The sequence below is a fragment of the Pseudalkalibacillus sp. Hm43 genome (assembly GCF_054170705.1).
The window spans coordinates 3139236-3152314 of record NZ_CM135129.1 but is presented as its reverse complement, the minus strand read 5'-3'; the positions used below and the strand labels follow the sequence as shown (position 1 = coordinate 3152314).

Here is a 13079-nt window from a genome sequence, read left to right as displayed (position 1 = left end):
AATGCGTGAACAAGTCGAAGAGGTTCTAGATAAATTACGACCATTCCTTCTTCGTGACGGTGGAGATGTTGAGTTGGTTGACATCGAGGACGGAATCGTAAAAGTTCGTTTAATGGGAGCATGCGGAAGCTGCCCTAGTTCAACGATTACGCTTAAAGCAGGAATCGAGCGTGCACTACTTGAAGAAGTGCCAGGCGTAACAGAATTAGAACAAGTATTCTAAAACGATATAAATGATATTAGAAAAGAGCGGAACAATCGTCCGCTCTTTTTTTGTAGCTTATTTTCCGTTCACAACTGCTTCAGGCTTGTCCCCTTGTAACACAGCTCGGATGTTTCGAGCGGTTAGACGGCACATTTCCATGCGTGTTTCAATGCTTGCACTTCCGATATGCGGGAGGCATACGACATTAGGGAATTTCAAGAACGGATGATTGTCTGGAACCGGTTCTTGTTCAAAAACGTCGAGTCCAGCTCCTGCAATTTGTTTCTCTTCAATCGCGTGGACGAGATCCGCTTCTACGACAGCACCTCCACGCCCTGCATTTACAAATATCGCAGACTCTTTCATATTATTGAACACTTCCGCATTGAACATCCCTTCCGTTTCGGACGTCAGCGGTGTCAGATTCACGACGAAGTCAGACGTTTCGACAAGCTCATCGAAGGACACATACTTCGCACCGAGTTCTTGCTCTGCTTTTTCATTGCGTGAACGGTTGTGGTACTGAATATTCATTTCAAATCCAGTCGCACGTTTGGCAACCGTTTCACCGATTCTCCCCATTCCGACGATACCGATCGTCTTGTGGTGGATATCTTGTCCTGCCATGAGAAGGGGACTCCAATTCACCCAATATCCTTTCTCAATGTATTTTTCTGCCTCTGTCAAACGCCTTGCCGTCGCCATCAACAAAGCGAATGTCAAGTCGGCCGTGGTGTCCGTCAATACATCCGGCGTGTTACATATGATCACACCGTGTTCTGTTGCTGCTTCAACATCTATGTTATCGTATCCGACAGCCAGATTTCCGACGACCTTCAAGTGAGGAGCTTTTGACAGCAATTCACGATCGATCTGATCGGACAACATCGTATAAAGTGCAGTCGCTTGAGCTGCTTCTTCTAATAAGATCTCTCTCGGTACCGGTTCATCTTCATAGTCCCACATCTTCACATCAGCAACTTGGCGGATCGGTTCAATCGTTTCTTCTGGAACTTTTCTTGTAATAAAAACGTATGGGTTGTCCAACTTTTACACTCTCCTTTTGATAAAAACCTATGTATAGCAAGAGGGCGACCGGAAATTTCAGCCCACCTCTCGTGTGCTAAAACACCAACTCTTAAGGTCACCCTTCCCTGCTTATGACTTTGTTAACCAGCCAACGGGCTCGATATTGACGACTTCTCTTGGAAGCGCACTGATCTTGAAAAAGTTCTTCATGAACGATTCATGGTTCTCTTCCACCGATAAGACATATTTCAAATTGCTCAGAAGCATTGCCTGCTCACTGGAACGGGACGTTTTGTAGTATGTCTCTACTACATCAAAATACGTAGCCGGGAACAGAAGTCTTCCGTATAACAATCGCCATCCCCCGCGTGTGAGCGGCTTTGAACGCGTGTAGTCGTCGAGGAACGTTGAAATGTCATTGGATCTCGCTTTTTCCGTGACCAGGTACCGGATATATTCTGCCACATCCCTGACAGGATGATCAATGACCAGGTTCGTTGGTAGCTTCAAATAGACATGGTGCTCCTGCTTGATTGGGATCCATGAACCTGCATAAAACCGGTCATGGGTAATCGTATAACTTCCTTCCTCTTGCCCATTCCGATCATACTCGTAATCAACGATGTACTGGATCGCATTCTCCGTCAGCCCTTCATAATACGGGAACGAGTCATAAAAAAGAAAATCGAATTCACCCCTGGGGCCATTCACACTGATATCCCTGTAACGTTCTTGCAGACTGTCCAACCGGGTCGTCCATAATTCCACCCACTGGTTATATCGTAACAACTCCTCACTTATATATGGAAATTGCTCACCTGATCTATGGAATTCTGCAAGCTGTTTCCCTATGGATCCTCGTTCTTTGCGCTCCATTTGTGGCAGTTCGAATAGAAGAACATCACGCCCCTCGACTCGAGAAACCCATCTGCCTCTTTGGTTCGCTACCCAGAGCGGCATGTCTTTTTCGCCTTTTTCCATGAGATAACGGATGATCGTCTGCATATCCTCGATTTTTTGTTGATGCGCATCCAGGATCGGAACGATGATATAGTAACGGCCCTGGGCACTGAACCCCTCGTATCCCCCAATACGAGTCTGCCGATCTACATAAAGATTGTAATGGTGATATATCTCTCGTTCTAACAATGGTTACACTCCCCTCCCATTTTATAAGTAGTTTATGAAAGAAATGGGTGGAGTGTTTATCATTTACTCGCAATTTTTGATTTTGTTCATAACATAACCTAAACACCATATACTAAGAAAACGCAAATCTCACCAAATCCACTAACAAAGATTGGGGACTCATTTATGTCTGAACACAATACACCAGAATCACAAAGTGAAGTGGAGAAGAAAGCTCGCCAGTTATTACATGACCGAGGCGTCACAGAAGATCATCTTGCTGAATTGGTCCACTACCTCCAAAGTCAATATCACGAAAATCTCGACATGGAAACGTGCAAAATCAATGTGGACCGTGTCTTAGCGAAACGTGAAGTACAGAACGCCATCCTGACGGGTGTTCAACTGGACATCCTCGCTGAGCAAAATAAACTCGAGGAACCTCTACTCCAAATCTTAAAAAAAGATGAAGGCCTCTACGGCGTAGATGAGGTCATCGCCTTATCCATCGTCAACATTTACGGTTCGATCGGTTTTACGAACTATGGATATATCGATAAACTAAAACCTGGCATCCTAAAAAAGTTGAATGATAAATCGACAGGTGAATGTCATACGTTCTTGGATGACATCGTCGGTGCAATTGCGGCCGCAGCCTCAAGTCGTCTAGCCCATAGAGCTAACAATTCGGAGTAGAGTTGATCCACTTTCAACTCTACTTCATTGTTTGATGTCCCATAAGTCCAAGGAATCGATCGTATGAGTCGGTCTTTCTTTCGACTTGATATCCTCTACACTTCTTGTCACACCTGTATAAACCAACAATGTATCGATTCCAGCATTCATCCCTGCCATGATATCCGTATGATAGTTGTCACCGATCATCAATACTTTTTCTTTCGGTAAGTTCAGTTTGTTCATGGCAAGCTCCATGATGATCGACTCAGGTTTTCCAATAAAAATAGGTTTAACCCCTGTTGATACTGCAACCACGGAAGTGAGCGCGCCATTTCCTGGAACGAAGCCTCTGTCTGTTGGAAATGCCACGTCTTTGTTCGTTGACAATAAGGTGGCTCCCTTCCGAACCGCAAGACAAGCCGTTTCCAACTTTTGATAAGTCAGCCCTCGATCGATTCCCATAACGACATAATCGACATTTTCATCATCAACCACTTCAAAACCGCTGCTCTCTAAGGCATGTTGCAGACCAAGCTCACCAATCATAAAGACTCTGGCTGATTTGCGTTTTCTTTCTATGTAGGCGGCTGTCGCCATTGATGAAGTGAATACGTGTTCCGGAGAGGCAGGTACTCCGAACTTTTGCAGCCGTTCAGTCACCTGTTCAGGTGTATTTGCAGAGTTGTTCGTGACGAACAGATAAGGAATTCCAGCGCTTTTGAGACCCTTTACGAATTCGACCGCCTCGTCGATCTGCTCCTTCCCCCGGTACATCGTTCCATCCAAGTCAATCAGATAACCTTCATATTTCATGGTTTGTCTCTTCCTCCTGTTTTCATCTATTTGTAGGATACCACAAGTCCTCCTCGATTAACGCAAAGGAAAAAGCCGCCTGTTTCAGGCAGCTTTTCGTGTTAAATAATCCTAATTGTCATCCGGTAAAAAGGCGGACACCGGTCCGAGTTCATCCGTCAAATACGTACGGATTTGTTGAGGAAACGTTTGAAGAGAGGACAGGTTCGTTTGAAGAACATCAAGCAGTTCCCCGTGATCCACCTCGGTGTACGTTTGCACCAATTGCTTTCGCAAACCGATTACTTTCTTCAGCTGGACAGCATCATCCTGGGTCACGACTTTTTCATCGTCCAAAATATCGATAATATCTTCGTAGCTTCCTGGATCTCGCATGATAAATCCGTCAATCATCTTGTTCCCAACATCCAGTATGGATTCAACCGTCATATGGGCAATCCGCTCTAAAGCGAAGTTGTCTTTTTTTGTGTCTTTGAACGCCTCTTTTTCGAGCGTTGCCATGCAATCTTCCAAAAACGTAAGCAATTCTTCAATTTTCTTTCGATCTACAAAGTACATCTCTTTTCACCTGACTTTTTTACAACGTTATAAAGATGGAGTCGGAATCAATCTAGGTCGCGCGTAGAAGAAGCCCTGCACCATATGTACACCGTTCCGTTTCATAACGGACGCTTCTTCTGCCGTTTCAATCCCTTCTGCCACAACGAGGGCATTGGCTTCCTTCGCAATATGCAAAAGCCCTTGTAGCATCGATTCCTTCAGTTTGTTTCCATTGATGTTTTCAATCAATGAACGGTCCACTTTTATAATATCAGGATGGAGGAAAGAAATCGAATTCAAACTTGCATATCCTGCCCCAGTATCATCAAGAGCAATACGGATTTTCCTCTGCCTCAATCCTTCGATAGTTGTGCGGATGTGTGGGTAGCGGTCAATCGATTCTCGCTCAGTAATCTCAAACACGATTCGAGAAGGATCGACTTCAGGATACTCTTCCAAAATCGCATTCACGTCCTCGACGAAATGTTCGTGTGCAATCGTCATCGGCGTAACGTTGATGAAGAGCGTCTCTTGCCCTCTCATCTGGCGGAGTGCTTTTTTCACGACGAGAAGCTCTAATGGATATAACATGTTCGTTTGGCGTGCCATCGTAAAAAGCTGTAACGGATTTTCATAAATCGTGCCTTCCGGGCCACGAGTCAACACTTCCCAAGCGGAAACCTCCATCACATCGATATCCAAAATCGGCTGCGAATACAGGGTGATGTTCTCGCGCTTGATGATGTCTTTGATTTCGTGGACCATCAGATTGTACTTGCCACCGAGGCCTTTTTTCGCCATGACGAGCGCTTTCTGATAGGCACTCAAAAAAGAATGGAACGGGCTATCCGATTGCGCGTCCATCACCATGTACCCTGTCAAAAAGCTATCCTGATCCTCTTCGTTATACGCAAAGAAATGGGTATTGATGTTTTTCTTGATTTCATCTATGTAGTATTCGATTTGACTGATCGCATTTTGTTCTTTTTCCAATGAAAGACATAGGACGATGTCATCTCCCCAATATTGCTGTAAAAAAAGAATCTCTTTGTCCTCGACGATTTCACAAACCGCTTTTTTGAAATGATGTCGAACATCCTTTTCAAACTGCTCCACATATACACGACCGAATTGTTCGATCTGGTGTTTATAGGTTTGCACATCAAAAACAATCACTGCAGTCGTCTTATTTCGTCGATACACTTCCCTCAAAATCGGCTTGACTGGATTCCTCACCCAGAAATGTGGAGGAAAGAATCGAAGGCTTTGATTTGTCGAAAAAAGGTGCTTACATAACAGAAGCAAATCTTTCAGTTGATCGTTCACTCAATAATCACCTCGAAGTGATCGTAATGTGCTACTATTGTACCATATATATATTTGAAAATTCCCACTATCATTGAAATATTTTTATATTCGACATTTCCTGTTATCATAAAGGAAGCTTAATGTCATACAAATCGTTCTTTCAGCTGATTTAGTATAGAACATTTCAGGATATTTTACACTAAGGGGGAAGAGGATGGATCGTGAATTAGCTTTAGAAATCGTAAGGGTGACAGAATCTGCAGCACTTGCATCAGCTCAATGGATGGGTAGAGGTTTGAAAAATGAGGCAGATCATGCAGCAACAACAGCCATGAGAGCCATGTTCGATTCCGTCAATATGAAAGGTACTGTCGTAATCGGGGAAGGTGAACTGGATGAAGCACCGATGCTTTATATCGGTGAAGAGCTTGGCACTGGCCATGGTCCGGAAGTGGATATCGCCGTCGATCCGTTAGAGGGAACGAATATTGTAGCGAAAGGACACCCGAATGCAATGGCAGTCATCGCCATCGCTGACCGTGGAAGCCTACTGCACGCACCGGACATGTACATGGATAAGCTTGTCGTCGGTAAAGCGGCTGCCGGAAAAGTGAGTCTCCTCGATCCGATTGAAAAAACGATGGATATCGTTGCAGAGGCGAACAACAAACGAATGCATGACCTAACGGTGATCATCCAGGAACGCCCGAGACACGAAGACCTAGTCCGACGTATCCGTGAAAAAGGCGCACGTGTTAAACTATTTGGAGATGGTGATGTCGGAGCTGCGATTGCCGCTGCCATGCCGAACACAGGGATTGATCTATTCGTCGGAAAAGGTGGCGCTCCTGAAGGTGTCATTTCAGCAGCAGCCATCAAATGTCTCGGTGGTGAAATGCAAGCGAGGCTCGTACCTGATAACGATGCCGAACGTGAACGTTGCATCCGCATGGGTCTCGAAGATCCTTCACAGCTTCTACACCTGGATGACCTTGTCCGTGGAGATGACGCGATCTTTGCTGCCACAGGAGTGAGCAGCGGTGAGCTGTTGGAAGGGGTCAGATTCTTATCCGGTGACCAGGTTGAAACCGATTCGATCGTCATGAGAGCGAAGACGAAAACGATCCGCTCCATAAAAGCACAGCACCATCTAGGTCATAAACCGAACTTAGTGATGGAATAGGAGGAAACGATATGACTGAACGTTTTTATCTATACGATGATACAGAAGAAACCAAAACCCGCTTCGTCAGCTTCATGGGGGAGAATCAACGCTTCGACCTTGCGATTACGAAGACGGACCGTCATTACGGAAAACCACTTGTACTCGATATTCAAGGTGGTAAGTTCGCCATAATCGGCCCAGACGATTTGGAAGAAGAAGGCTATATCGAACACGCCTTCAGCTTGAATGAAGAGGACGCACAAGAACTGCGCGAGTTTTTAGCAGAAGAAATATTATCCTAATAGGAAAGGACTCATGTTGACCATGAGTCCTTCATTTTTTTATATGTAGGTCATTTAAAGGTGCTTTCTGTCCTCCATTTCATGGTTTCCCCGATTTGGAGGACACTAAGAGCTGTTTTCTGTCCCTCATTTTCCGTTTCACTCAATTTGGAGGACATTAAAATGTCCTTTTATCTCAATATTGAGGACCCATCACACCAATATCCCTATATCTGTAAACATAATGGTAAGCTTTTGCTACTGTAAGCACCATTCGTTCTGGGCAATCTAAAAATGGATAGGAACATCCCTATCCAAATGCCGAGAAGGAGTGGTGTCCTTTGGCAAGAGGTTATAATGGGTATCGAAAAGAAGCCGAGCAGTATACGGATTTCTCAAATGTCGAGACGATGCACCGGTACGTTTTACCAGAGGATTTGCCAGAGGGTCCTTATGGCTCTCCAGTAAACCGTTCCCTTGGTAAATCGACGCCGTTTGATGAAGATCAGCGATACTATAGTGCCTTCAACTATGAGTTCAAAAATCTTCATCAAGATATTCCGCGACAATTTCCGGGTGCCCACCCAACTCACGATGATCCAGACCGCAATGAAGAGCCACCATACGGCCTAAGTTAAGCGGCAATCACAAAGCGCTCCTGATCAAAAATAAAAGGGACTGACTTTAGAGTCAGCTCCCTTTTTCTGATTTATGAGCAACTTTTTCTTTTTGCTTTTTAGAGGATGAGTTCGATTCTTTATTCTGTCCTTTGCCCTTCACTTTTTTCACGATGAAATAAGCACAGCCGAAATTACAGAATTCCAGTAGATATTCCGGAGCCGCACTGATCTTCGTTTCGTGATTGGCTTTATCATGCTGATCTTCGAAAAAACCTCGGAGGCGCAATTGATTGTATCCCCAATCGCCTACAATGTAATCATATTTATGTAAGATTTCACTGTATCGAGATGTAAATTCTTCCTCATTCCACCCATCCCGAAAATCCTCTATGACTTCATAATGGTTCCCATTTACGCAAACCAATTTCATCACTCCATTTCACACTTCCTATTTTACCATGTTTTCCGTTTCATTGCCTACGTTCTCTCTGTATAACCACTCCATATCCAGCAGATTCTATACATAGGAGGTGAATGAACTTGAAAAATTTCATCATTGCTGGATTGACATGTACCCTTCTAATCCTTCCTGCATGCGGTATGGATAAAGGAGATTATGATGGCGCGAACGGGAATGGGCTGAATGCAACCATGGATGCTCGGGATCGAGCTGGAACTCCAGGAAAAACACCTGCAGATGCCAAGAATGATTTCGGCTATACCCGTATCCAAAGCCCAAGTGACGAGAGACGTCCATTGGCCCAAGCACCTCAAATCGATAAGAAACAGCTATCCGATATGATTTCCAGTATGATCATGCAATCCCCGCAGATCAAAGATACAGCAACACTCGTTACAAGTGATAAAGTACTTATTGTCTATGAGGCCAAAACGGACGAACGCAATAAAACAGCGGACATGGTCAAGAAAAATGCCCTCTCTGTCGTACCACGTTGGTTCAAGGTCTATGTATCCGATGATACCACTCTTTTTGAATACATTGAACGTTATAAGAATTTGGATGAAACAACTCTACACGTAAAAAACAGCATCGACAGCCTTGTCATGGAAATGAAAAAATCCCCTCAAGGTGAAAAAATGAGCGGATATGAAGGCGAAGAAGGACAAGAAGATATGGATATGGGAATCCGTAACCAAAAAGGGAAAATGAAGTGATAGTTGATTTCTAAAAAAAAGGTTGAACCGTCAATCCGGTTCAACCTTTCGCTTTATTATTGAGCACCTTGTTGTCGTTGCTTAGATGCCGCATTTACTTGCTCATCTGCGTGATAAGAAGAACGTACCAATGGTCCAGCTTCACAGTGACTGAATCCTTTGGACATTGCGATCTCTCTCAATTCTTCAAACTCATCTGGGTGATAATACTTCTGAACCTTCAAATGCTTTTTCGTAGGTTGCAGGTATTGACCAATCGTCATGATATCAACATCGTTCGCACGAAGATCGTCCATCGTTTGAATGATCTCTTCCTTCGTTTCCCCAAGACCTACCATGATGCTTGATTTAGTCGGAATGTCAGGCTGCATTTCCTTCGCACGACGTAGGAATTCCAATGAACGGTCGTATTTTGCACGAGCACGGACTCTTGGCGTCAAACGCTCAACCGTTTCAATATTATGGTTCAGGATGTCTGGACGAGCATCCATCAATGTTTTCAAGTTCTCATATTTCCCCATCATGTCAGAAGGCAATACTTCAACTGTACAGAATGGATTCGCACGTCGAACAGCACGGACTGTTTCTGCATAGACACCAGATCCACCGTCTTTCAAATCGTCACGAGCAACTGCAGTAATAACTGCGTGCTTAAGTCCCATCAGTCGTACTGAATCTGCTACACGTTCAGGTTCTTTAAGGTCCAGTTCGTTCGGCAATCCTGTCTTGACTGCACAGAAACGACAAGCACGAGTACATACATCACCAAGAATCATGAATGTAGCAGTCTTACGTTCTGCCCAGCATTCATGGATATTCGGACAACGCGCCTCTTCACACACGGTATGTAGATTGTTCTCACGCATCATCTTCTTGAGGCCTGTATAGTTATCGTTTGTATTTAATTTGATCTTCAGCCACTCAGGCTTACGGATGTGTTCTTCCTTTTTTGCCATCTTACTCACTCCATCGTTGGATTCGTATTACCGGCATGAAGTTCCTACTACTCCCATGCGGTAATCCAATTCTTTATTACTGTATCATATTGCGCAAACAAGTTCCATCATCTGCACTAACAAGCAACTTTTCCAACATTTGAGAATCATCATTTGCCTCATTCAATACAAACTAACATTATGATAAAAAACTTGGTAATGTCGAGCATTGCGAAGATTGAACCCTGATTGCACCTATTCTGACGTGCAAATGATACAGGAAAGGACTGAATTCCCTGTATGAAAAAACTCGTACTCACCATCATTTTCATTATAGGATTTGGCATATGTATTGAAGAAACCCATGCAAAGACCACATACCAGAAAGAAGATGTAGCCAGGTACGCCCTTTATCATAAAATGGAGGCGTTAACTTCCATCCCCTGGTATTACCTAGCTTCTGTCGATCAATATGAACGGTCCATCCGACGCGCTCAAAGGGACCTCCCCGAGGAGGAAGGATTGATTGGCATCTACTACTCCCCAATCCAGTGGGTAGGACCATTGAATCCTAATTTGGATGATAAAAACGCATCCACTATATCTCTGTTTGGAGGTATCGGTTTGGATGGCAACAATGATGGGATTGCAGATCGTAACAATGATGAAGATTTGTTATACACATTTGCGAATTACCTGCAGTCGTATGGTTTTGATGAAGAAAACATCAAAATCGGCCTATGGGATTATTATCAAAGGGACAAAACTGTAGACATCATCATGGGCATCTCAAAAGTCTATAAGGAATTCCAAACGCTCAGTCTTCATGATCGTGCTTTTCCGGTGCCGATACGCTCCAATTACAGCTACCGGAATACATGGGGCGACCGACGCGGATTTGGTGGTCTACGGATCCATGAAGGGACAGACATTTTTGCGAACTATGGTGTTCCTGTCCGAGCGACGACTTATGGAATTGTGGAAATGAAAGGCTGGAATCGATTTGGTGGCTGGCGAATCGGTATTCGTGATTTGAATAATGTTTATCATTATTTCGCCCATTTGAATGGATTCGAGAAGGGCATCGGTAAAGGATCGGTTGTAAAACCTGGTCAAATCATCGGATATGTAGGCAGTTCCGGTTATGGACCACCAGGTACCCAAGGGAAATTCCCACCCCATCTCCATTATGGAATGTACCGAGATAACGGCTATAACGAATGGTCTTTTGATCCATATCCGTATTTGAAAGCATGGGAAAGACAAGACCGTATCAAAAGTAAAAAAAGATGAGCTGACTAACCAGCTCATCCTTTTTCTTTATTTCTTATTTTGTTTTGCAACTTTCACGGCGTTGCCAATACTAAGAGCAAGTCCACCCCAGATAATGACCGCGCCAATAATGAACATGACAATAGCTGAACCTTCCATATTAGCTTACCTCCTTATTGTGAGCATCCACATCATTATTCCAACGACGGGCTGCAAATAAGAATCCAGCGACAAGGGTCAATCCTAGTGCTACCCAACCATAAGTGACGAGGAAGGAAACAGGGTAACCCCCATATGGTTGGATGATGTCTGTATAAACGTTCTTGATCATCATGAATCCGAGTAGTAGTGGAGTAATGACTGTCAAACAGATCACCCACCAGCTGCCTAGACGGATATCTGATAATTCGTTCGCGTGTCCTTGAAGAGATTTGACCTTACGGAATACCCATGCAATCAAGATGACCTCAACAAGTCCGGATAAGCCGACACCCATGGATAGTACGAAGTGGTCAACAACATCCAATAGATAAAGTCCGCCTTTCGTTGCGTATAAGATGGAAATCAATGCGGATAGTCCTCCACCAATCGCAACGGCTTTCGTACGAGAAATGTTGAACTTGTCCTGGAAAGCGGCAATATATGTTTCACTGATTGATACGAGTGATGATAATCCCGCAAGAACAAGTGATGTAAAGAACAGGAATCCAAACACTTCATTGAATGCCGGCATTTCATTGATGATCGCCGGGAAAACAGCGAATGCTAGTCCAACGCCATCTGCCGCAACTTCACTGATGTCTACACCTGATGCTTTAGCCATGAATCCAAGGGCACTGAATACCCCGATCCCGGCAAGCAACTCGAAACTGGAGTTACTGAAACCAGTGATGAACGCGTTGTTCGTCAAATCCGATTTTTTCGGCAAATAACTGGAGTACGTAATCATGATCGCGAAAGCAATGGAAAGACTGAAGAAAATCTGCCCGTAGGCGTCAATCCAGACTTTCGAATCACCGATTCTGCTCCAATCCGGCTTGAATAATGCATTCAGTCCGATTTCTGCTCCGTCCAATGTCAGAGCACGGACGACGATGATCATGAATAGTACGACAAGAGCTGGAATGAAAATTCTATTCGCAGCTTCAATCCCCTTCTTGACACCTTTAAACAAAACGCCAAGTGTGATGACCCAAACAATAATTAATGGAATGAAAACATTCGGTACGATTCCACCGAGTGTACCAATCTCCGTATCTGCAGCTCCCAGATAGTCTCCCATCAAGAATCCGCCTGTATCGTCTCCCCAAGAAAGCTTGAAAGAGAAGAATGCGTAGGCTAACGCCCAACCGATGATTACGGCATAATACGTAGAAATAACGAATGAAATAAGAACTTGCCACCAACCTAGCCATTCGGCCTTTTTGCTGACACGTGCAAAAGTCAATGGTGATGAACCACGATACTTGTGTCCCATTGTGAATTCAAGAATCAAGATTGGAATACCTGCTGTAAGCAAAGCGATCAAATAAGGTAGGAAAAATGCCCCACCACCATCTGCATAGGCGATATACGGGAAACGCCAGATGTTTCCGAGGCCAATTGCAGATCCGACCGCAGCCAGAATAAAGCCTGCTCTTGTTCCCCACTGTGCTCTGTTGTCCATGAATGCTCCCCCATTCTCCTGAAATTTTTACACTAAAGCGATTAATGTAAAACTTTAGTTTTTTCTGACTATTTCGTCTATAAGTATATCGATTCACATAGGGCATGTCAAAGAATTTTCAAAAAAATTAGTGATATCTATCTACATTAAAAGAACCAAATTTTAGTATGAAAATACTACACATTTTTGGTTTTCTATAATATGAACCAGAAATTAATGTTAGGTTTTCTTACATAGACTGAAGTTTTGCGCTTGATTTTCTG

15 protein-coding genes and 1 pseudogene are annotated in these 13079 nt (G+C 43.9%); 7 read left to right on the top strand and 9 right to left on the bottom strand.

Going from position 1 to position 13079, the window contains the following annotated elements:
• Position 1 precedes the first annotated feature (1 nt).
• Positions 2-223 carry a NifU family protein gene (locus ACXQIQ_RS16400; protein ID WP_221566648.1) on the top strand — a complete coding sequence of 74 codons (222 nt, stop codon included), beginning with the start codon at positions 2-4 and terminating at the stop codon, positions 221-223.
• Between the two features lie 57 nt (positions 224-280).
• On the opposite strand, the gene ACXQIQ_RS16395 is transcribed toward ACXQIQ_RS16400, so the two are convergent.
• Both ACXQIQ_RS16395 and yutH read right to left on the bottom strand, forming a co-directional pair.
• A complete protein-coding gene (locus ACXQIQ_RS16395; RefSeq protein WP_439301300.1) occupies positions 281-1252 on the bottom strand; it encodes a 2-hydroxyacid dehydrogenase in 972 nt (323 codons plus the stop codon).
• 111 nt (positions 1253-1363) lie between these two features.
• On the bottom strand, positions 1364-2383 hold the full coding sequence (yutH, locus tag ACXQIQ_RS16390) for a spore coat putative kinase YutH (RefSeq protein ID WP_439301301.1): 1020 nt from the start codon (positions 2381-2383) through the stop codon (positions 1364-1366).
• Positions 2384-2548: 165 nt separating this feature from the next.
• Between yutH and ACXQIQ_RS16385 the strand changes: the two genes are divergently transcribed.
• Positions 2549-3058 carry a phosphatidylglycerophosphatase A family protein gene (locus ACXQIQ_RS16385; RefSeq protein WP_439301302.1) on the top strand — a complete coding sequence of 170 codons (510 nt, stop codon included), beginning with the start codon at positions 2549-2551 and terminating at the stop codon, positions 3056-3058.
• 24 nt (positions 3059-3082) lie between these two features.
• Here the strand turns inward: ACXQIQ_RS16385 and ACXQIQ_RS16380 are convergent, their stop codons facing one another.
• The 3 genes from ACXQIQ_RS16380 to ACXQIQ_RS16370 form a co-directional block, all read right to left on the bottom strand.
• The gene (locus ACXQIQ_RS16380) at positions 3083-3853 is read right to left on the bottom strand and encodes a TIGR01457 family HAD-type hydrolase (protein ID WP_439301303.1); all 771 of its coding nucleotides are present in this window, start codon (positions 3851-3853) and stop codon (positions 3083-3085) included.
• Positions 3854-3964: 111 nt separating this feature from the next.
• Positions 3965-4411, bottom strand: a complete 447-nt coding sequence (locus ACXQIQ_RS16375; protein ID WP_439301304.1) for a DUF86 domain-containing protein — start codon at positions 4409-4411, stop codon at positions 3965-3967.
• A gap of 27 nt (positions 4412-4438) precedes the next feature.
• The gene (locus tag ACXQIQ_RS16370; RefSeq protein WP_439301305.1) at positions 4439-5719 is read right to left on the bottom strand and encodes an EAL domain-containing protein; all 1281 of its coding nucleotides are present in this window, start codon (positions 5717-5719) and stop codon (positions 4439-4441) included.
• Positions 5720-5915: 196 nt separating this feature from the next.
• Between ACXQIQ_RS16370 and glpX the strand changes: the two genes are divergently transcribed.
• The 3 genes from glpX to ACXQIQ_RS16355 all read left to right on the top strand — a co-directional run bounded on the left by glpX (position 5916) and on the right by ACXQIQ_RS16355 (position 7785).
• Positions 5916-6884: a class II fructose-bisphosphatase gene (gene glpX, locus ACXQIQ_RS16365; RefSeq protein ID WP_439301306.1), complete on the top strand. Its 969-nt coding sequence runs from the start codon at positions 5916-5918 to the stop codon at positions 6882-6884.
• 11 nt (positions 6885-6895) lie between these two features.
• Complete coding sequence (locus tag ACXQIQ_RS16360; RefSeq protein ID WP_439301307.1) at positions 6896-7168, top strand: DUF3055 domain-containing protein; 273 nt, start codon at positions 6896-6898, stop codon at positions 7166-7168.
• A gap of 389 nt (positions 7169-7557) precedes the next feature.
• Positions 7558-7785 carry a cytosolic protein gene (locus ACXQIQ_RS16355; protein WP_439302001.1) on the top strand — a complete coding sequence of 76 codons (228 nt, stop codon included), beginning with the start codon at positions 7558-7560 and terminating at the stop codon, positions 7783-7785.
• Between the two features lie 136 nt (positions 7786-7921).
• Here the strand turns inward: ACXQIQ_RS16355 and ACXQIQ_RS16350 are convergent.
• Positions 7922-8191, bottom strand: a pseudogene (locus ACXQIQ_RS16350) (YutD family protein); the annotation flags it as partial.
• 116 nt (positions 8192-8307) lie between these two features.
• On the opposite strand from ACXQIQ_RS16350, the gene ACXQIQ_RS16345 reads away from it, so the two are divergent.
• Positions 8308-8943: a YhcN/YlaJ family sporulation lipoprotein gene (locus tag ACXQIQ_RS16345; protein ID WP_439301308.1), complete on the top strand. Its 636-nt coding sequence runs from the start codon at positions 8308-8310 to the stop codon at positions 8941-8943.
• Positions 8944-8999: 56 nt separating this feature from the next.
• Here ACXQIQ_RS16345 and lipA read toward each other — a convergent pair whose 3' ends face one another.
• On the bottom strand, positions 9000-9899 hold the full coding sequence (lipA, locus tag ACXQIQ_RS16340) for a lipoyl synthase (protein ID WP_439301309.1): 900 nt from the start codon (positions 9897-9899) through the stop codon (positions 9000-9002).
• Between the two features lie 279 nt (positions 9900-10178).
• Here lipA and ACXQIQ_RS16335 point away from each other — a divergent pair, with 279 nt between their 5' ends.
• On the top strand, positions 10179-11171 hold the full coding sequence (locus ACXQIQ_RS16335; protein ID WP_439301310.1) for a M23 family metallopeptidase: 993 nt from the start codon (positions 10179-10181) through the stop codon (positions 11169-11171).
• Positions 11172-11198: 27 nt separating this feature from the next.
• Here the strand turns inward: ACXQIQ_RS16335 and ACXQIQ_RS16330 are convergent, their stop codons facing one another.
• Both ACXQIQ_RS16330 and ACXQIQ_RS16325 read right to left on the bottom strand, forming a co-directional pair.
• A complete protein-coding gene (locus tag ACXQIQ_RS16330; protein WP_226547067.1) occupies positions 11199-11309 on the bottom strand; it encodes a MetS family NSS transporter small subunit in 111 nt (36 codons plus the stop codon).
• 1 nt (position 11310) lies between these two features.
• Positions 11311-12816 (bottom strand): sodium-dependent transporter, encoded by a 1506-nt coding sequence (locus ACXQIQ_RS16325; protein WP_439301311.1) that lies wholly within the window; start codon positions 12814-12816, stop codon positions 11311-11313.
• Positions 12817-13079: the final 263 nt, after the last annotated feature.